At 67.3% G+C, this 17,479-nt stretch carries 20 protein-coding genes, 1 tRNA gene and 1 other RNA gene; 10 read left to right on the forward strand and 12 right to left on the reverse strand.

All coding sequences use genetic code 11. The features are described from left to right. Position 1: 1 nt before the first annotated feature. The 4 genes from ACJMKZ_RS15295 to ACJMKZ_RS15310 form a co-directional block, all read right to left on the reverse strand. Positions 2-1,213, reverse strand: a complete 1,212-nt coding sequence (locus tag ACJMKZ_RS15295) for a UbiH/UbiF/VisC/COQ6 family ubiquinone biosynthesis hydroxylase (RefSeq protein WP_405234068.1) — start codon at positions 1,211-1,213, stop codon at positions 2-4. Then, entirely contained in the window at positions 1,210-2,439 is a 1,230-nt protein-coding gene (gene ubiH / locus ACJMKZ_RS15300) for a 2-octaprenyl-6-methoxyphenyl hydroxylase (protein ID WP_405234069.1), read from the reverse strand. The genes ACJMKZ_RS15295 and ubiH overlap by 4 nt, the downstream gene beginning before the upstream one ends. A 4-nt stretch (positions 2,440-2,443) precedes the next feature. Further along, entirely contained in the window at positions 2,444-3,748 is a 1,305-nt protein-coding gene (gene pepP, locus ACJMKZ_RS15305; RefSeq protein WP_405234070.1) for a Xaa-Pro aminopeptidase, read from the reverse strand. Between the two features lie 79 nt (positions 3,749-3,827). Next, positions 3,828-4,415, reverse strand: a complete 588-nt coding sequence (locus tag ACJMKZ_RS15310) for a UPF0149 family protein (protein ID WP_405234071.1) — start codon at positions 4,413-4,415, stop codon at positions 3,828-3,830. Positions 4,416-4,568: 153 nt separating this feature from the next. On the opposite strand from ACJMKZ_RS15310, the gene ACJMKZ_RS15315 reads away from it, so the two are divergent. The 6 genes from ACJMKZ_RS15315 (at position 4,569) to rpiA (ending at position 7,535) form a co-directional block, all read left to right on the forward strand. Continuing rightward, the gene (locus ACJMKZ_RS15315) at positions 4,569-4,799 is read left to right on the forward strand and encodes a TIGR02449 family protein (RefSeq protein WP_405223599.1); all 231 of its coding nucleotides are present in this window, start codon (positions 4,569-4,571) and stop codon (positions 4,797-4,799) included. A 38-nt stretch (positions 4,800-4,837) separates the two neighbouring features. Further along, positions 4,838-5,152, forward strand: a complete 315-nt coding sequence (locus tag ACJMKZ_RS15320) for a cell division protein ZapA (protein ID WP_405234072.1) — start codon at positions 4,838-4,840, stop codon at positions 5,150-5,152. Between the two features lie 37 nt (positions 5,153-5,189). Further along, positions 5,190-5,376, forward strand: a non-coding RNA gene (ssrS, locus tag ACJMKZ_RS15325) — 6S RNA. A 28-nt stretch (positions 5,377-5,404) separates the two neighbouring features. Continuing rightward, positions 5,405-5,992, forward strand: coding sequence for a 5-formyltetrahydrofolate cyclo-ligase (locus ACJMKZ_RS15330; protein ID WP_405234073.1), 588 nt, complete (start codon positions 5,405-5,407; stop codon positions 5,990-5,992). Between the two features lie 170 nt (positions 5,993-6,162). Continuing rightward, positions 6,163-6,645 carry a hypothetical protein gene (locus tag ACJMKZ_RS15335; protein ID WP_405234074.1) on the forward strand — a complete coding sequence of 161 codons (483 nt, stop codon included), beginning with the start codon at positions 6,163-6,165 and terminating at the stop codon, positions 6,643-6,645. Between the two features lie 230 nt (positions 6,646-6,875). Beyond that, positions 6,876-7,535, forward strand: a complete 660-nt coding sequence (rpiA, locus tag ACJMKZ_RS15340; protein WP_405234076.1) for a ribose-5-phosphate isomerase RpiA — start codon at positions 6,876-6,878, stop codon at positions 7,533-7,535. 226 nt (positions 7,536-7,761) lie between these two features. On the opposite strand, the gene ACJMKZ_RS15345 is transcribed toward rpiA, so the two are convergent. The 4 genes from ACJMKZ_RS15345 to ACJMKZ_RS15360 all read right to left on the reverse strand — a co-directional run bounded on the left by ACJMKZ_RS15345 (position 7,762) and on the right by ACJMKZ_RS15360 (position 9,600). Further along, positions 7,762-7,835: transfer RNA gene (locus ACJMKZ_RS15345), tRNA-Gln, on the reverse strand. Between the two features lie 23 nt (positions 7,836-7,858). Beyond that, positions 7,859-8,251 carry a 30S ribosomal protein S9 gene (gene rpsI / locus ACJMKZ_RS15350; protein WP_405234077.1) on the reverse strand — a complete coding sequence of 131 codons (393 nt, stop codon included), beginning with the start codon at positions 8,249-8,251 and terminating at the stop codon, positions 7,859-7,861. A gap of 23 nt (positions 8,252-8,274) precedes the next feature. Beyond that, entirely contained in the window at positions 8,275-8,703 is a 429-nt protein-coding gene (gene rplM, locus ACJMKZ_RS15355; RefSeq protein WP_405234078.1) for a 50S ribosomal protein L13, read from the reverse strand. Positions 8,704-8,886: 183 nt separating this feature from the next. Further along, on the reverse strand, positions 8,887-9,600 hold the full coding sequence (locus tag ACJMKZ_RS15360; protein WP_405234079.1) for a DUF481 domain-containing protein: 714 nt from the start codon (positions 9,598-9,600) through the stop codon (positions 8,887-8,889). A gap of 173 nt (positions 9,601-9,773) precedes the next feature. Here ACJMKZ_RS15360 and coq7 point away from each other — a divergent pair, with 173 nt between their 5' ends. Beyond that, complete coding sequence (coq7, locus tag ACJMKZ_RS15365; protein ID WP_405234080.1) at positions 9,774-10,415, forward strand: 2-polyprenyl-3-methyl-6-methoxy-1,4-benzoquinone monooxygenase; 642 nt, start codon at positions 9,774-9,776, stop codon at positions 10,413-10,415. Between the two features lie 78 nt (positions 10,416-10,493). Beyond that, positions 10,494-11,141 carry a cAMP-activated global transcriptional regulator CRP gene (gene crp, locus ACJMKZ_RS15370; protein WP_405223615.1) on the forward strand — a complete coding sequence of 216 codons (648 nt, stop codon included), beginning with the start codon at positions 10,494-10,496 and terminating at the stop codon, positions 11,139-11,141. 18 nt (positions 11,142-11,159) lie between these two features. Here crp and rpe read toward each other — a convergent pair whose 3' ends face one another. Continuing rightward, positions 11,160-11,837, reverse strand: coding sequence for a ribulose-phosphate 3-epimerase (rpe, locus tag ACJMKZ_RS15375; RefSeq protein ID WP_405234178.1), 678 nt, complete (start codon positions 11,835-11,837; stop codon positions 11,160-11,162). Positions 11,838-11,907: 70 nt separating this feature from the next. Then, positions 11,908-12,693, reverse strand: a complete 786-nt coding sequence (djlA, locus tag ACJMKZ_RS15380; RefSeq protein ID WP_405234081.1) for a co-chaperone DjlA — start codon at positions 12,691-12,693, stop codon at positions 11,908-11,910. A 133-nt stretch (positions 12,694-12,826) separates the two neighbouring features. Here djlA and ACJMKZ_RS15385 point away from each other — a divergent pair, with 133 nt between their 5' ends. Next, positions 12,827-13,744 (forward strand): phosphoribosylaminoimidazolesuccinocarboxamide synthase, encoded by a 918-nt coding sequence (locus ACJMKZ_RS15385; RefSeq protein ID WP_405234082.1) that lies wholly within the window; start codon positions 12,827-12,829, stop codon positions 13,742-13,744. Here ACJMKZ_RS15385 and ACJMKZ_RS15390 read toward each other — a convergent pair. Further along, positions 13,741-14,604: a cobalamin-binding protein gene (locus ACJMKZ_RS15390; RefSeq protein WP_405234083.1), complete on the reverse strand. Its 864-nt coding sequence runs from the start codon at positions 14,602-14,604 to the stop codon at positions 13,741-13,743. The genes ACJMKZ_RS15385 and ACJMKZ_RS15390 overlap by 4 nt on opposite strands. Positions 14,605-14,692: 88 nt before the next feature. On the opposite strand from ACJMKZ_RS15390, the gene ACJMKZ_RS15395 reads away from it, so the two are divergent. Beyond that, entirely contained in the window at positions 14,693-16,027 is a 1,335-nt protein-coding gene (locus tag ACJMKZ_RS15395; RefSeq protein WP_405234084.1) for a YhjD/YihY/BrkB family envelope integrity protein, read from the forward strand. 36 nt (positions 16,028-16,063) lie between these two features. On the opposite strand, the gene pmbA is transcribed toward ACJMKZ_RS15395, so the two are convergent. Beyond that, positions 16,064-17,410, reverse strand: coding sequence for a metalloprotease PmbA (gene pmbA / locus ACJMKZ_RS15400; RefSeq protein WP_405234085.1), 1,347 nt, complete (start codon positions 17,408-17,410; stop codon positions 16,064-16,066). Between the last annotated feature and the right edge of the window lie 69 nt (positions 17,411-17,479).

The raw sequence follows: 17,479 nt of genomic DNA on the forward strand, positions 1-17,479 counted from the left end.
GTCAGGCCGTCTCCGCCAGTCCCGTCGCGTGGCGCACGGCCATGCGCTTCAGCGGGCCGATGCGATTGAACAGGCGCATACCGTCCATGCGGATCCTCGCCACGGCCGGCGACTCCACACCGAAGAAGCGCTGCAGCGCATCGAGGAACATCAGGGTGCGCATGTTCTCGCCCTTGCGCGCCCGCTCGTAGCGCCGCAGCACGGGCCGGTCGCCGGGATCCTCGCCGCCGCGCCGGGCCGCCGTGATGCAGCGCGCCAGTTCGCCGGCGTCGCTGAAACCGAGATTCACGCCCTGACCGGCCAGCGGATGCACCGAGTGCGCGGCGTCGCCGGCCAGGACCAGCCGGTGGCCGACGTAGTCGGGAGCGTACGAGGCGGCGAGCGGGAAGCTGCCCCTCGGGCCGGCCACCGTGAGGGTGCCGAGTACGCCGTCCGTGGCGTCGGTCAGGCGCTCACCCAGCTGCACGTCGTCGAGGGCCATCAGCCTCTCGCACTCCGCGGTATCGGTGGACCAGACGACCGAACAGCGCCCGTCGCCCAGCGGCAGCAGCGCCACGGGCCCGGACGGCAGGAAGCGCTGCCACGCGGTCCGGCGGTGGTCCCGCTCGGGCCGCACGTGGGTCACGAGGGCATCCTGGGGATAACGCCGGCTGCGCACCGGCAGTCCCCCTAGCGCGCGCACGGCGGAACGGGCACCGTCCGCACCCACGACCAGTGCGGCGTCCACGCGGCCGCCGTCGGCCAGGACGAGCCTGGCCGCGCGCTCATTCGCCTCGACTCCCTCGACACGGGCGCCGAAATGCCAGTGGAGGGTGGCATTCTCGCGGCCCAGTGCGCCGTAGAGAGCGTCCCGGATCAGCTCGTTCTCGACGATGTGCCCGAGTTCCGGCAGGCCGAGTTCGTCGGCGCCGAAGCGCACGGCCTCGCCGCCGTCCGCGCTGCCGCGGGCATCCCAGACGCACATCGCACCGTAGGTCCCCATGCGGGTTCGCTCCACCGCCTCCCATGCGCCGCAGCGCGCCAGCAGCGCGGCGGAGCCGGGCGAGACGGCAGAGACGCGCAGGCCGACGTCGGCACTCTCGTCGAAGGCCGGCGGGGCGCCGGCGTCAATCACCGCGAGACGGAGGGACTCGTCTTCCCGGCGCAGCAGGGCGGCCAGCGCGAGACCGACCATGCCCGCTCCGACGATGGCGACTTCGACCTCCGGCCTCACCTGAGCGGCACTCCTCGGGACAGGCGCGGCAGGCGCCCGGCCAGTCCCATCGTGTGGCGCGCGAACGCCCGCTTGGCGCCGGGGATGATATCGAGGCCGAGCATGCCGATGCCGCGGGCGGCGCGGGCCGTCTCGCGCTCGCTACCGAACAGCCGCACCAGGCCGTCGGTGAAACCCACCACCTTGCGCTGATCGCCGCGGCGCCAGTCCGCATAGCGCGCGAGCAGTGCGGGGCTGCCCGGGTCCTCGCCCTCCGCCACGGCCTCTGCAACCAGGTCGGCCAGCGCCGCCACGTCCCGCATGCCCAGGTTGTAGCCCTGCCCCGCCACCGGATGCAGCCCGTGCGCCGCGTTACCGATGGCGACGACCCGGCCCGCATGCAAGCGCTCCGCGCGGGTGAGCGAGAGCGGATAGGCCACCCGGCGGCCCACCCGGCTCAGACGGCCGAGACGCCAGCCGAAGACGGCCTGGAACTCCGCCAGGAACGCCTCGTCGTCCAGTGCCGTCATCCGCTCCGCCTCCGCGGGCGGCAGTGTCCAGACGAACGCGCTGCGGCCCTCGCTGAACGGCAGCAGCGCCACCGGACCGTCCTTCGTGAAGCGTTCGTAGGCGATGTTGTCGTGGGGGCGGGACGTTGCCAGATTACCGGTGATGGCCACCTGGCGGTAGGGACGCTCCCGCATGCCGATGCCGACGGCGGTACGCACCGCCGATCGTGCCCCGTCGGCTGCGACCAGCAGGGCCGCCTCCAGCCGTTCCTCGCGCCCGCCGTCCTCCCAGGCCACGGTGGCGGTCACCGACTCGCCGGTTTGCGCCACCGCGGTGATCCGCGCGGGGCGATAGAGTCGCGGTCCGCCCTCCTCCGCCAGGCTCGCGAGCAGGGTCTGTCCCAGCACCCGGTTCACGACGACGTAGCCCAGAGCTTCCACGCCCTGCTCTTTCGCCTCGATGCGGCAGAAACCGAAGCTGCCGCGATCCGAAACATGGATGGCGCGGATGGGCGTCGCCGTCGCCGCGATGGCAGGCCACAGTCCCATGGCGGTGAAGGCCCGCTGGCTGGCACGCGACAGCGCCGTAGAACGGTCGTCGAAGCTCGGCTGGGACGCCGCCCCCGGCTCCACCGGCTCGACGACGGCCAAGCGCAGACCGAGCGGCGCGAGCGCCCGCGCGAGGCTGGCGCCGACCATGCCGCCGCCCGCGATGATGATGTCGTATCGCTCGGTCATGCTCTCATCCCGACGCCATGAGCGCCTCGACCTCGTCCGGATCCTTCGCCAGACCCTTCGACAGCACGTCCGGGTCGTCCCGGGTCACGGCCACGTCGTCCTCGATGCGCACGCCGATGCCTGCATAGCGTTTCGGTATGCCGCGCTTCGCGGGTATGTAGATGCCCGGCTCCACGGTGGTGACCATGCCCGGCTCCAGCACCCGCCATTCGTCGCCCACCTTGTAGTCGCCGACGTCGTGCACGTCCATACCGATCCAGTGACCGGTACGGTGCATGAAGAACGGCTTGTAAGCCTCGTCCTTCATCAGCCGCGGCAGGCTGCCGTCCAGGAGCTTCAGCTTCTTCAGCCCCCTGGTGATCACCCGCACCGCCGCATCATGGGGATCGTTCCAGTGATTGCCGGCGCGGGTCTTTTCGATGGCGGCGAGCTGCGCCTCCAGCACGATCTCGTAGACCGCGCGCTGCTCCGGCGTGAAGCGCCCGTTCACCGGGAACGTGCGCGTGACGTCCGAGGCGTAATAGTCGTACTCGCAGCCGGCATCGATCAGCAGCAGATCGCCGTCGGCGAGTTCGGCCGCATTGTCCGTGTAATGGAGGATGCACGCATTCGCGCCCCCGCCCACGATCGGCGGATAGGACGGCTCGGCCCGGCGCCGGCGGAACTCGTGCAGGAACTCGGCTTCCACTTCGTATTCCTGCATGCCCGGTCGCGTCACCTGCATCGCCCGTTTGTGCGCGTCCACGGCGATCTTCGCCGCCTTGCGCATGGCGGCGATCTCCGCGCGGCTCTTGTACAGGCGCATGTCGTGCAGCAGGTGATCCAGCGCCACGAACTCCTGCGGCGTATGGCCGCCCATCTTCACGGTGCGGCGTAGCGTGTTCACCCACTCGGTCACCCGGTGGTCGAATTCCTGGTAGATGCCCATGGTGTAGAACACCCGCGGTTTCGACTCCATGAGGCCGGGCAGGATGTCGTCGATATCGGCCACCGGGAAGGCGTCGTCGGCTCCATAGGTCTCGACCGCCCCCTCGGTGCCGGAACGATGCCCGTCCCACTGCTCGCGTTCGGCGTCGCGCTCGCGGCAGAACAGCACGAATTCGCCTTGCTCGCGCTCCGGCGCCAGCACGGCGACGGCTTCGGGCTCGGCGAAACCGGTGAGATAATAGAAGTCGCTGTCCTGGCGGTAGCCGAACTCCACGTCGCGGCTGCGATGGCGCAGGGGTGCGGCAGGGAGGATGGCAATGGAGTCGCGGCCCATCATGCGCATCAGCTGTCGGCGGCGTCTGGCGAATTCTTTCGGATTCATAAGGTCCTGTCGGTCGGCCGGGTCGGCGCCCCGCGGGGCGTGAGTGCGCATTGTACCGGAGCGGGATGCGCGCCGGCTGCTACTGGAGCCCGGAAGGCGCCTCGTGCCGGTCGCCCCGAATGGCCGCCAGCTCCAGGAAGAAAAGCTGGACGGCCACGCGAAGATACTCGACCAGCTCGGCCCAGGCCTCCTCGTCGGCATCCATGCCTTCCTCTGCGACTTCCGCCTCGTCGGCCGTCGCCCGCGTGATCTCGCTGAGGTCGGAAAGGAGCTCGGCGAGGGGCTCCTGTCCGAGCCGCTCCGCCAGTGCCGGCCGGCTGCCCGCCTCCCCGAAACCGTGGAGGAACCCCTGGGCCCAGTGCGCCATGGCGCCCGCTCGCTCGCCCATCGGCGCCCTGTCGGCCGGCAGGAGGGGCGCGAAGCGGAAGGAAGGGTCTTCGAGTTCCGCCGCGGTCTCGCTCGCGATGTCCAGCAGCGCCCGGCGAGCATCCGCCGGCACCGGCTCGTTCCCGAACAGGCTCGCTATCCAGCGCGGGCCGGCACGGCTGCCATGCAGGCATACGAGGCTGCACAGCGTGCCGTGGGCCTCCGGCACGTCACAGGTCGCCCCGGCCGCAGAAAGGGTCTCCTGTAGTCTCGTGTGTATGGGGTTGGGGTGGTCCGACATAGTGGTCCGGCTTTCTTGTCCGAGGAGTGCTCCGACGACACGGGACTCCGGCCGGCCGCGCGCAGCCCAGGCGACATCCTAACACTGCCGCGGCACCTCCAATACGGGACACCGTCAATTGACCGGATTCCCGCTCACTACTATATTGCTCCCATGAGCGATCAGGTACATCAGGCGTTCGCGCACGAACTGAAGCGTCTGGAGAAACGTCTGGACGAGCTCGTGGCGGTCTGCAATCAGCTCCGCGAGGAGAACCGCTCGCTCCGCCACCGGCAGGACACGCTCATCGAAGAGCGCGCGAGCCTGCTGCAGAAAAACGAGCAGGTGCGTGCACGCGTCGAGGCCATGATCGGCCGGCTGAAATCCATGGAGCACGGCGCCTGACGCCGCGCCCGGAACACGGCGGCAACGGATAAACGACGATGGACGACATGTATGCCCACGTGAGCGTGCGTATCCTGGAGAAGGAATACCAGGTATCGTGTCCGGCTAACGAGAAATCGGATCTGCTGGACAGCGCAGAGTTGCTCAACTCGAAGATGAAAGAGATCCGTGACAGCGGCAAGGTTGTCGGTACGGATCGGATCGCCGTCATGGCAGCGCTGAACATGGCGAACGAACTGATCAAGGCGCGTGCCCGCGACGAGGCGCTCGAGGGTAACGTGGCCGGACGTATCAGGGCGCTGTCCGACAGAGTGGAGGCTGTGCTGGGCGACAGCCGGCAGTTCGACTTCTGAACCCGGGCCGCCGCGGGCGGTCATAGAACAGTTACGGCACCTCCTGCAGTGTTCGACATCGGCTGGGAAGCCTTTCGACCCTAACTATCAACGTCGGGGTCAAAAGCCTGAAGGCAACATTGCGCAGATCCGCGATACGGCGGAAAGCCTGCGTTGTCTCGGCCGACCCCACCTTACGCTCTGGTTCGAGAGCGACGGCTGGTGACGGCACAGGCGGGAGGTGCCACCTCTTTCCCTCAGGACAGGGCGCCGATGCAGGCGGAGCGTGCAAGACACAGGCAAGCCGGACAGCGGGCCCGCCTCGCGCTCGATCACGCGGCGCGTGAGCATCATTCCGCCGCCATCTGCCGCCATCTCTCGCACAGCCCGCTCTGGCATGCCGCACGGCGTATCGGTCTGTACTTTGCCGCGGCTGCCGAAGTCGATGTGAGCGACCTCTTCGTGGAGGCGTTCGCTACTGGCCGCATGGTCCACGTACCCGTGGTCGGCGCGACCGGGCGCATGCACTTCGTCCGCCTGTCGCGGGACGCGTCTCTCGTACGCAACCGTTACGGCATCTGGGAACCCGAAGGCGCATTCGACGCAATCCCTGCGCGGCAACTCGACCTCGTCGTCGCACCGCTCGCCGCGTTCGACGATGCCGGGAACCGCATCGGCATGGGCGCCGGATACTACGACCGGTGCTTTGCCTTCCTGCGTCATCGCAGACACTGGCTGCATCCGAAACTCGTCGGTGCAGCTTTCTCGTGTCAGCGAGTCGCCGCCATACCCGCCGCCGCATGGGACATTCCGCTGTTCGCAGCCGCAACCGAGAACGGCATGCATCGCTTCCGACACTGACGTCGTATCGATCACGTCGCATCGATCACATCGCATCGATGGCAGCGACGAACAACTTCATCGTTACCGCAATGCTGTTCATGCAACAGTGCGCGTGTCTGGAAACTTGCTGGAATTTTCAGTGTTTATGTATATACTCAACGCCGGGTACCCCGACACGGAGATGACATATGGCTACTACAGCTAGATCGAAAAAGAAGACGACGCGAAAGAAGAAGACAGCGTCGAAGCGCAAGACGACTGCGCGTAAGGCACCGGCAAGGAAGAAGGTGTCGAAGAAGAAGACCACTGCGCGTAAGACGGCAGCGAAGAAAAAGCGCACCGTGAAGAAGAAGGCGACCAAGAAGAAAGCAACGAAGAAGAAAGCCGCCAAGAAGAAAGCCGCCAAGAAAAAGGCGACCAAGAAGAAGGCCACTAAAAAGAAAGCGACCAAGAAAAAGGCCGCCAAGAAAAAGCGGACCGTGAAGAAGAAGACCAAGAAGAAGGCGGCCAAGAAAAAGGCCGCTAAAAAGAAGGCAACCAAGAAGAAGGCTGCCAAGAAAAAGCGGACCGTGAAGAAGAAGACCAAGAAGAAGGCCTCTAAAAAGAAGGCCTCGAAGAAGAAGGCCAGCAGAAAGAAGGCTAGCAAGAAGAAGGCTAGCCGGAAGCGCTGAGCGCAGTGGGAATCGGTAAGTAGCCCAGAGCCTTACCGGTCGCTGACACTCTCCGCAGGGAGCAGTGCGGCGACGGAATCCCGACTTGAGGAATGTGCCCGCTCCGGCGGGCACATTCCGTTGGGGCACGGGGATGGCGCGGTGACCGGGGCCGGTGGTACAAGAGGCCGGCAGAAGACGGCCGCCCCAGTGCCGATGTCACGGACAACGAAACAGAGCCGGGAACCGCAATGGACCAGACAGAGAAGAAACGCCAGGCCGCCCGTGCGGCGCTTGAGTACATAGAGATGGGGACCGCCCTCGGCGTCGGCACGGGCTCCACGGTCAACGAACTGATCGAGTTCCTGCCGGAACTAGCCGATCGCCTCACCAGTGTCGTGTCGAGTTCCAGCGAGACGACTCGGCGCCTGCAAGCCAAAGGCATCGAGGTCAGTGAACTGAACAGCGTCGGCGATCTGGACCTCTACATCGACGGCGCGGACGAGGCCACCAAACACTTCCACCTGACCAAAGGCGGTGGCGGGGCGCTCACGCGCGAGAAGGTGCTCGCCGCTGCCTCGCGCAAGTTCGTATGCATCATCGACGACTCGAAACTCGTCGGCATGCTCGGCGGTTTCCCGCTGCCCATCGAGGTAATCCCGATGGCGCAGGCCTATATCGCACGGCAGATCATCCGCTATCGCGGACAGCCGATCTGGCGCGAGAACTTCGTGACCGACAACGGCAACCACATCATCGACGTGCACAACCTCTCCATCGCCAATCCGGTGGAGATGGAGACGCGCTTCAATCAGCTGCCGGGCGTCGTAACAGCGGGCCTGTTCGCACATCGACCCGCCGACGTGCTGCTGGTTGCAGGGCGCGACGGCGTGCGCACGATGCAGCGCTGAGCGCCCAAAAAAGACTGGCACCAAAAACAAAAGGGCCCCTGGCGGGGCCCTCTCGTATTTGGCTGGGGGACCAGGATTGACTCGGGCCTTGCGGCCCTCGCCCTCCGGGCGGCTCGCTACGCTCGCCGTCTGTCGGCCCGCAGGCGGGCCTCGGTTCGAACAAAGGTCCTCATCCGCGAAGTCCCCACCAAAAACAAAAGGGCCCCTGGCGGGGCCCTCTCGTATTTGGCTGGGGGACCAGGATTCGAACCTGGGTTCTCGGAGTCAGAGTCCGATGTCCTACCGCTAGACGATCCCCCAATAACCCTGTCGCGCGGCCGCGATCAACGCTTCGAGAACTGGGTGGCGCGGCGGGCCTTGCGCAGGCCGACCTTCTTGCGCTCCACTTCACGCGCGTCACGCGTCACGTATCCGGCCTTGCGGAGGCCGCTGCGCAGAGACTCGTCATACTCCATCAGCGCCCGCGTCAGGCCATGGCGGATGGCGCCGGCCTGGCCGGTGGTACCGCCGCCGATCACGGTCACGTCCACGTCGAAGCGATCGTCGAGCTTGGTCAGCTCGAGCGGCTGACGGACGATCATCCGGGCCGTCTCGCGCCCGAAGAACTGATCCAGCGGACGCTTGTTGACCGTGATCTTGCCCTCGCCGGGCTTCAGGAACACCCGGGCCGTGGAGGTCTTGCGTCGACCGGTACCGTAAAACTGCATGTCACTCATGTTCTATTCCCCGTGCCGACGGCTCAGATATCGAGCTCGATCGGCTGCTGTGCGCTGTGCTGATGCTCCGGGCCGGCATAGACCTTCAGCTTGCCCAGCATCTGCCGGCCGAGCCGGTTGCGGGGCAGCATGCCCTTCACCGCCGACTGGATGACCCGCTCGGGCGCCTTGTCCAGCATCTGCTCGAGAGAGCGGGACTTCAGGTTCCCGATGTAGCCGGTGTGGTGATGGTACATCTTGTCTTTCAGCTTGTTGCCGGTCACCCGCACCTTTTCGGCGTTTATGATAATGAGGTAGTCGCCGGTATCCACGTGGGGCGTGTATTCCGGCTTGTGCTTGCCACGCAACCGGCGCGCGACCTCGGTGGCGAGGCGGCCCAGTGTCTTGCCCGTGGCATCCACGACATACCAGTCGCGGCGGACTTCGGCCGGTTTTGCAGAGAAGGTCTTCATCGACTGTTACTCGAATATAAAGTGACCGGAACTCAAAAGTGCCCGGTTTCTGTTGAAATCCGGCCCCCAGGGGGAGCCGCGAGCCGTCGGCGCGGCAGGAAAAATGCTCGTGCGGACGACGAAAAGCGCGAAATTATAGCCTCCACGGCGGGGCGATGCAACGCCGCCGCCGGCCCGGACGCCCTAGAAAGCGTACTCCAGCGACAGGGCCGTGAAGGTATCGGTCTTCTCGCTGCCCGCGGGAACCGTGGTATTGCGGCGAATGGTATAGGAGGCCACCAGCGCCAGACCGCCCACCAGGCTGGCCTTGATCTCGCTGACGGACTCCATGAAGGTGTTCTCCGAGCCCGACTCGACGCTGAAGTTCTGGCCGAATTCCGCCGTCTCGCTGATCTGCCAGGTGTAGTCCAGCGCCCCGCGCAGAATCATCTCCTCCTCGGAGGTGCCGTCGCGCAGGTCCGACTGCCGGGCACCGGCGCCCACCTCGGCGTTCAGCGTGTGACGGTCGCTGTGGAGGATGCGGCGGCCGTAGCCGACGGACTCCGTGATCTGCTGATCGTAGCCGCTGAACTTGTCCTTCTGCCAGCGGACGCGGCCGAAGACGTAGTCCGTCTCGCTGAAGCTGTATTCCGACTTCCACACGGCCTTGTAGGCTTCCGCGGTCGTCTCCTCCTCCTGCTGGGCACCCACCGCGGAGGCCTCCGCAACGTGATGCCAGCGGCCGGTGGTATAACCCACTTCCGCCCCGGCATTGACGCTCAGGCTGTCCGAATTGCCGCTGGTCGCCAGATAACCCAGGGTGACCTTGCCATCCCAGGGGCCCTCGTCCTCGGCGGCGAAGGCACTGCCGGCCGCCACCAGCACCAGCGGTGCCAGGATCCAAACTGCCCGTCTCATCGTCCTCGCTCCTGTTGATTCGTCGTGCGCCGGGGGAGCCGGCTGTGGCGGCGCCCCGGGTCTGCGGAGGCGAATGCTAGGCCAAACGGAACAAAAATGCACTCCTGATTCGAAGGGCTCGACGAAGCCGGACACGGGCGGGAACGCGCCCCGCCGCTTGCTATAATCCGGCCGTGAGCAACCGCGACCAGAGCCTTGCAGACCGCTTTATCGCGAGCGCCGACAATGCGCTGCGAACCCTGTTCGCACCGCCGGGCGGCAGCCGCCCCAATCCGGGGGCGGACCGGCCGAAGGCGACGCTCTCTCCTGCCGAGGCGCGCCACGTGGCGGGGCTGATGCGGGTGAACCACTCGGGCGAGGTCGCCGCGCAGGGCCTGTATCAGGGGCATGCGGTCGTCGCGCGGGACCCGGCCGTGGCCGAGGAGATGCACCAGGCGGCCGAGGAAGAGACGGATCACCTGCGCTGGTGCGCGCAGCGGCTGCAGGAGCTGGACGCGGCACCCAGCCGGCTGGCGCCGTTCTGGTATGCCGGCGCCTGGACCATCGGCGCGCTGAGCGGACTGGCCGGCGACCGCTGGAGCCTCGGTTTCATCGCGGAGACCGAGCGGCAGGTGGTCGAACACCTGAACGGACACCTGGACCGGCTGCCGGTCGAGGACGAACGCAGCCGGGCCATCCTGCAGCAGATGGCAGAGGAAGAGGCGGTGCACGGCGCCGCCGCCACGGAGTCCGGCGGCAGCCGCCTGCCCGCCCCGGTGCGCGGACTGATGCGGGCCACGGCGAAGGTGATGACCCGGACCGCCTACTGGTTCTAGCGATGTGCCGGGGCCCCCGGCTTGCCCTTGTTGAGCGTCTGTCACAAAATAGCTGTTGGATCCAGCGAGGGGGCTCGAATGCCAACGACAGCGAAGAATCTGAGCGACGTACCGGCCATCAACCGGTTCCTCAGCTACTGCCGCGTGCGCACCATCCCGTCGAAGACGGTGATGATCCACGCCGGCGACCTCCCCGACATCCTCTACTACATCGTCGACGGCTCGGTCGAGGTCATGATCGAGGACGAGGACGGCAACGAGATGGTGCTGGCCTACCTCAACAAGGGGCAGTTCTTCGGCGAGATGGGCCTCTTCTACGAACAGCCGACGCGCAGTGCGTGGGTGCGCACCCGCACCGAGAGCGAGATCGCGGAGATGACCTACCCCCGCTTCCGCCAGATCGCCAGCGAGAGCCCGGGCCTGGTCTTCGAGCTGGCGACCCAGCTGGCCAGTCGGCTGGATCGCACCAACCGCAAGCTCGGTGATCTGGCCTTCGTGGACGTCACCGGCCGCGTCGCTCACGCCATCATGGATCTGTGCAACGAGCCGGATGCCATGACACATCCCGACGGCATGCAGATAAAGGTCAGCCGCCAGGAACTCTCCCGTCTGGTGGGCTGCTCCCGCGAGATGGCCGGCCGGGTCCTGAAAGTGCTGGAGGAGCAGGGCCTGGTCTCTGCCAACGGCAAGACCATCGTCGTCTACGGCGCCCGGCCGAAACGCTAGCCGTCCGCCGGCGGCGGTTCAGTCCGCCTTCCGGGCCTTCGCTATATTCTCTTTCATGGCGCGGATGGTCGCGGCGTAGTCCTCGCTGCCGAATATCGCCGAGCCCGCCACGAACGTATCGGCACCGGCGGCCGCCACCTCGCTGATATTGTCCACCTTCACGCCGCCGTCGACTTCCAGCCGGATCTCCCTGCCCGATTCATCGATGAGCCGGCGCACGGCGCGCAATTTCGTCAGCGCCTCCGGGATGAACTTCTGCCCGCCGAAACCGGGGTTCACCGACATGATCAGGATCATGTCCAGCTTGTCCATCACGTGCTCGAGCCACGAGAGTGGCGTGGCCGGATTGAACACCAGCCCGGCGCCGACGCCCTGCTCGCGGATCAGCGCGAGACTGCGGTCCACGTGACGCGAGGCCTCCGGATGGAAGGTGATGTAGCTCGCACCGGCCGCCGCGAAATCGGGGATCAGGCGATCCACGGGTTCCACCATCAGGTGGACGTCGATGGGCGCCGTCACGCCATAATTGCGCAGGGCCTCGCAGACCAGCGGGCCCACGGTCAGATTCGGCACGTAATGGTTGTCCATCACGTCGAAGTGGACCATACCGGCGCCGGCCGCGAGCACGGCGTCCACCTCTTCGCCGAGCCGGGCGAAGTCCGCCGACAGGATGGAAGGAGCGATCACGGGCTGCACGACGCTGTCTCCGGTGTTGTGTGGCACGGCACTGTAGCCAAGCGCGCGCGCCGTGTATACCCGGCCCGCCCTACCTGAAACCGCGCCGGGCCTTCAGCGACTCGTAGGCGTTGCGGATCTCCCGGGTGCGCTGCTGCGCGCCCGCCAGGTCCTCCGGGCTGAGATCCTTCGAGGCCAGTTTGTCCGGGTGGTAGCGATTCATCAGGCGACGGTAGGCCTGTTTGATGTCCGTATCGCTGGCGGACTCCGGCACGCCCAGGACCTCGTAGGCCTGGTCGACGAGCTTCCTCTCTGCACGGCCCCGTTCCGAACGGGCGAAACCGCGCTGGGCCCGCAGCACGGCCTCCATCTGGGCGAACTCCACACGGCCGATGCCGAACTCCCCCGCCATGGTCCACAGCATGGCGCGCTCGCGCTGGTGCATGCGTCCGTCGGCAAGGGCGACGCGCAGCTGCAGACGCAGAAATGCGCGGCCGAGTTCGTCACCGCGGCCGGCCAGCGCCGCCAGACGCTGCAGGCGGCCGCGCAACGGATAATCCGGACGCTTGCCCTGATTGAACCATTCGACGGCGGAGCGGGTGTCCTCGGCCGACAGCCCGAGTTCGTGCATGATCCGGCGCGCGGCCCCGATCTCGGCTTCGCTCACCCGCCCGTCGGCCTTGGCCAGGTGGCCCATGGTCTCGAAGGTGATACGCAGAAACTCGGCGGGCAGCCGGGTCGGCCCGGCCCGGGATGCCCGCCATTTCGCATAGCCCCGGTCGAACTGGTGGCCCAGCACTACTCCGAGCAGGGCGAACAGGGGCCGGCCCGTAGCGAGACCCAGCAGGCCGCCTGCGAGCTTGCCCCACCAGTTCAACGACGCCGTCCGTACCCTTGCATAAGCGGGGATGCTACCCCGATTGCCGACGCCGTTGCACTGGGCCGGGCGGAGCGGTTGCCCGCGTCGCGCCGCCGGGCCATCATCGCCGCTTTACCGCGGGAAAGCGCTCATGGCCGAGCAGAGCAGCGACGTCGTATTCGAATCCAGCGTGACGGGGCTGGAGCTGATCGGCCGCGGCAAGGTCCGCGACCTGTGGGCGGTGGACGAAGACCACCTGCTGATCGTCGCCACCGACCGCCTGTCGGCCTACGACGTCGTGCTGCCGGATCCGATCCCGGGCAAGGGCGCCATCCTCACCCGCATCTCCCGGTTCTGGTTCGCGCACACGGAGGGTATCGTCCCGAATCATCTGAGCGACCTCCCGCTCGAGGCCGTCATCGCCGATCCCGCCGAGCGTGCGCTGCTCAGCGATCGCAGCATGGTCGTGCGGCGGCTGCAGCCCCTGCCGATGGAGGCGGTGGTCCGCGGCTACCTGATCGGCTCCGGCTGGCGCGACTACCGGGCGACCGGCGCCGTGTGCGGCATCGCGCTGCCGCCGGGCCTGCCCCAGGCCGCGCGGCTCGACGAGGCTCTGTTCACGCCGGCCACCAAAGCCGCCGCCGGCGATCACGACGAGAACATCAGCTTCGACACGCTGACGGAGATCATCGGACGGGAGCGGGCGATGCAGGTGCGCGAGCTGTCCCTGCGCATCTACACCGAATGCGCGGACTACGCCCGGCAGCGGGGCATAATCATCGCCGACACGAAATTCGAGTTCGGCGTGGACGAGAACGGTATCCTGTATCTGATCGACGAGGTGCTCACACCCGACTCGTCCCGATTCTGGCCTGCGGCATCCTGGCGCACCGGTGCAAGCCCGCCGAGTTTCGACAAGCAGTATGTCCGCGACTACCTCGATACCCTGGACTGGGACAAGCGCGCACCCGGCCCGTGCCTGCCGGCGGAGGTCATCGCCCGCACGCGGGACAAGTATCTCCGCGCGCTGGAACTGCTCACCGGCGAGAGCGGGTCGCAGCAGGCCTAGGACGCACCCTGGACGCAGCGGCGCTCCGACCAGCCGCGGATGATGGCGGCGATCTCGCGCACGCCGTCGGTCAGCGCCGCCGGACCCGGCTGCAGGATCTGCGCCGACTTCACCTCGTAGAGGTCGCCGCGGCGCACGGCGGGCACCGCGTCCCAGCCCGGGCGCTCCGCCACCCGCTCGGGGCGGAACTTCTTGCCGCACCAGGACCCGATCACGATGTCAGGGGCCGCGTCGATGATGGGGGCATCGTCGGCGAAGATACGATCCTTCGCCAGCGGCTCGTCGGCCATCGCCGGGAAGCAGTCCTCGCCGCCGGCAATGCGGATCAGCTCGGCCACCCAGCGTATGCCGGTGATACGGGGCTCGTCCCATTCCTCGAAGTAGACGCGGGGTCGGTGTTCAAGCGCGGCGGCGCCGGCGCGGATGGACTCCAGACCCGCCTCCAGTTCCGCGGCATAGGACCGGGCCCGGGATTCACAGCCGACCATGCCGCCGAGCACCCGGATCATCTGCAGGATCTCCGCCACCGAGCGGTGATTGAACACGTGCACCGGCACGCCGCGCCGGATCAGCTCCGCCGCGATGTCGGCCTGCAGGTCGGAGAAGCCAAGCACCAGGTCGGGTTCGAGCGCCATGATGCGGTCGATCTTCGCGCTGGTGAATGCGGAGACCTTCGGTTTCTCGCGCCGCGCGCGCGGCGGCCGCACCGTGAATCCGGAGATGCCGACGATGCGGTCCTCCTCGCCGAGCGCATACAGCGTCTCGGTGGTCTCCTCGGTCATGCAGATGATGCGGTTGGGATAGTCGTTCATGCGCAGGCCCTTCGTCCGCCCGTGTCGCTCGTGCCCATTCGTATCCATTCGTCTCCATTCATGCCGCAGACTCTGGCGCAGGGGGGCTAATGTACAATCGGCGACGGCCCGTGCCAAAGAAGGCGACACCGCACCCATGCTGGATTCCCTGATCCGTTACCTGCAGCGATTCCTCTGGAGCCCGCAGTTCGCCGGCCTCCCGCCCGTGCCGGCCTTCGGCATCGCTTTCCTGCGCTATGTCTGGGCCATCGTCCGCGACCTGATGAGCGGACAGCTGACGATGCGGGCCATGAGCCTGGTCTACACCACCCTGCTCTCCATCGTGCCGCTGCTCGCCTTCAGCTTCTCGGTGCTGAAGGGATTCGGCATCCACCGGGAACTGGAGCCCCAGCTGACCGAGTTCCTCGCGCCGCTCGGCAGCCAGGGGGAGCGGATCGTCACCACCCTGATGAACCTCGTTAACGACGTCGACGGGGGCGTACTGGGCGGCGTCAGTCTTGCGTTCTTCATCTACACCGCCTTCTCGATGGTGCAGAAGATCGAGGAGAGCGTGAACTACGTCTGGCATGTCAGCAACCCGCGCAGCATAACGCGGCGATTCACGGAATATTTCAGCGTCCTTCTGATGGGCCCGGTGGTTTTGGTCGTTGCCCTCGGCATCATCGCCTCCATCCGCAACAACGCGCTCACCGAGAGGCTGTTGGAGGTGGAGCCCTTCGGCACGGCGATCGTCGCGGCAGGCCAACTCACGCCCTATCTGCTCGCCATCCTGGCCCTGACCGTCCTGTACAAGCTGATCCCGAATACCCGAGTGAAGTTCCGCGCAGCGTTCGTCGGCGGGCTGACCGCCGGCATCCTGTGGGCGACCACGAGCGCCGTGTTTGCCAGCGTGTTCGTGGGCGCCGGCGGCCGCATCCAGGTGGTGTACGCCAGTTTCGCCATCGCCATCCTCGCACTCATGTGGCTGTATCTGAACTGGCTCATCCTGCTGCTCGGCGCCCAGATCGCGTTCTATAACCAGAATCCGGGCTTCCTGCGCCTGGGCCACCGGGAGACCCGGCTCGCGAACAGCCTGCGCGAGCGGCTGGCGCTGAACGTCATGTATCTGGTGGGGGCCGCCTTCCGCGGCGGGTCCGGTTGCCGGACGGTGCGCGAGCTGGCGAAGGAGCTGGCGATCCCGGGCATCGTCATCTCCCAGGTCGTCACGAGTCTGGAAGACGGGGGCCTCATCACCAGCACCGAGCAGGAGCGTCTGGTCCCGGCGCGGGAACCTGCGCGCATCGGGCTGCGGGACATCCTGGACGCGGTGCGCGAGGGCGGCGACACCGGTTCCTGGCGGCCGCCGTCGTGGACGCCCGCTATCGCGGAGCTGGGTGACCGGATCGACGAAGCCCTGGAGTCCGTGGTCGACGAGCGAACACTCAGCGACCTCCTCGATCAGCTCGAAGACCGCGATCGTCAGGCCGGCTGACGGTCCCCGGCCTCTGCGTCCAGAGACCGAACGCGCTCAGTTGCCGGCGACGGTCATCTCGGCGACGAGCACGGAGCCGCAGCGGATGACGCCCCGCAAGTCCTGGTCCCGGCCCACCGCGACGATGTTGCGGTACAGGTCGCGCAGGTTGCCGGCGATGGTGATCTCGCTGACCGGATAGGCGATCTCGCCGCCCTCCACCCAGAAACCGGCGGCGCCCCGGCTGTAATCGCCGGTGACCGCGTTCACGCCCTGGCCCATCAGCTCCGAGACGATCAGGCCCCGGCCCATCTGCCGGGTCAGCGCCTCCAGGCCGTCGGCATTGCCCTCCACCAGCAGGTTGTGGACGCCGCCTGCGTTGCCCGTCGTCTCCAGGCCCAGCCGGCGGGCCGAGTAGCTGGACAGCACGTAGCCCTGCAGCACGCCGGCGGAGACCAGCTCCCGGTCCGCGGTGGCCACCCCCTCGCGGTCGAAGGGTGCGCTGCCGAAGGCGCCGGGGATGTGCGGGCGTTCGAGGATGTTCAGGAAGTCGGGGAAGAGGGTCTCGCCCGCGGCATCCAGGAGGAACGACGAGCGCCTGTACTGGGCCGCGCCGCTGATGGCGCCGACGGCATGGCCGATGAACCCCCGGGCAAGCTCCGGCGGGAACAGCACCGGGACCTTCGCCGTCGTGACCTGGCGGGCACCCAGGCGCCGCAGGGTGCGCTGCGCGGCCTTCGCGCCCACGGTCTCCAGCGCCTCGAGCCGCGACGGGTCCCGTGCGGCGGTGTAGTGGTAGTCGCGCTCCATGCCGCCCTCGTCGCCGGCCAGCACGGCACAGCTGATGCTGTGGCTGCTGCGCCGGTAGGCACCGAAGAAGCCGTGGCTGTTGCCGTAGGCCCTGACGCCCCGGCTGGTCGCGACGGTGGCACCCTCCGAATTGCTGATGCGCGGGTCGCTGTCGAGCGCCGCGCCCTCGCAGCGTATGGCCATCTCCCGCGCCGCCTCCGGCGAGATCTCCCAGGCATGGTCCAGCGCGAGGTCGGGCGGATCCACGGCAAGTCTGGCGGGATCGGCGAGGCCCGCGCAGGGATCCTCGGCGGTGCGCCGGGCGATGGAGCAGGCCCGTTCCACGGCCTCCGTGATGGCTTCCGCGCGGAAGTCGGACGTGCTCGCACTGCCCTTGCGGCGATCGAAATAGACGGTGACGCCGAAGGAGCGGTCGTTCTGGTACTCCAGCGTCTCGATGTCGCGCATGCGGGCGGTCACCGAGAGACCGAGGTCGTGGCTGACCGCCGCCTCGCATTCGTCGGCGCCGGCCCGGGCCGCCGTCTCCAGCGCCAGCGACACCAGGTGGGCGAAGCGCCGCTCCTCCGCCGGGCTGATCTCCAGGGTATGACTCATGGGGGCTCCTTCGCGATCCGGCTCTGTCGTCAACGACAGTCCACGACAGTGCCGGGGATTCTAAACGCG

It is taken from the genome of Lentisalinibacter salinarum (assembly GCF_040706555.1).
Lineage (GTDB): Bacteria > Pseudomonadota > Gammaproteobacteria > Steroidobacterales > Woeseiaceae > Lentisalinibacter > Lentisalinibacter salinarum.

Bases quoted from the DNA above. Each gene is read 5' to 3' on its own strand.
- ubiH (WP_405234069.1), bottom strand. From the start codon at position 2,439: ATGACCGAGCGATACGACATCATCATCGCGGGCGGCGGCATGGTCGGC.
- pepP (WP_405234070.1), bottom strand. From the start codon at position 3,748: ATGAATCCGAAAGAATTCGCCAGACGCCGCCGACAGCTGATGCGCATG.
- ACJMKZ_RS15310 (WP_405234071.1), bottom strand. From the start codon at position 4,415: ATGTCGGACCACCCCAACCCCATACACACGAGACTACAGGAGACCCTT.
- ACJMKZ_RS15315 (WP_405223599.1), top strand. From the start codon at position 4,569: ATGAGCGATCAGGTACATCAGGCGTTCGCGCACGAACTGAAGCGTCTG.
- ACJMKZ_RS15320 (WP_405234072.1), top strand. From the start codon at position 4,838: ATGGACGACATGTATGCCCACGTGAGCGTGCGTATCCTGGAGAAGGAA.
- ACJMKZ_RS15330 (WP_405234073.1), top strand. From the start codon at position 5,405: ATGCAGGCGGAGCGTGCAAGACACAGGCAAGCCGGACAGCGGGCCCGC.
- ACJMKZ_RS15335 (WP_405234074.1), top strand. From the start codon at position 6,163: ATGGCTACTACAGCTAGATCGAAAAAGAAGACGACGCGAAAGAAGAAG.
- rpiA (WP_405234076.1), top strand. From the start codon at position 6,876: ATGGACCAGACAGAGAAGAAACGCCAGGCCGCCCGTGCGGCGCTTGAG.
- rpsI (WP_405234077.1), bottom strand. From the start codon at position 8,251: ATGAGTGACATGCAGTTTTACGGTACCGGTCGACGCAAGACCTCCACG.
- rplM (WP_405234078.1), bottom strand. From the start codon at position 8,703: ATGAAGACCTTCTCTGCAAAACCGGCCGAAGTCCGCCGCGACTGGTAT.
- ACJMKZ_RS15360 (WP_405234079.1), bottom strand. From the start codon at position 9,600: ATGAGACGGGCAGTTTGGATCCTGGCACCGCTGGTGCTGGTGGCGGCC.
- crp (WP_405223615.1), top strand. From the start codon at position 10,494: ATGCCAACGACAGCGAAGAATCTGAGCGACGTACCGGCCATCAACCGG.
- ACJMKZ_RS15385 (WP_405234082.1), top strand. From the start codon at position 12,827: ATGGCCGAGCAGAGCAGCGACGTCGTATTCGAATCCAGCGTGACGGGG.
- ACJMKZ_RS15390 (WP_405234083.1), bottom strand. From the start codon at position 14,604: ATGGATACGAATGGGCACGAGCGACACGGGCGGACGAAGGGCCTGCGC.
- ACJMKZ_RS15395 (WP_405234084.1), top strand. From the start codon at position 14,693: ATGCTGGATTCCCTGATCCGTTACCTGCAGCGATTCCTCTGGAGCCCG.
- pmbA (WP_405234085.1), bottom strand. From the start codon at position 17,410: ATGAGTCATACCCTGGAGATCAGCCCGGCGGAGGAGCGGCGCTTCGCC.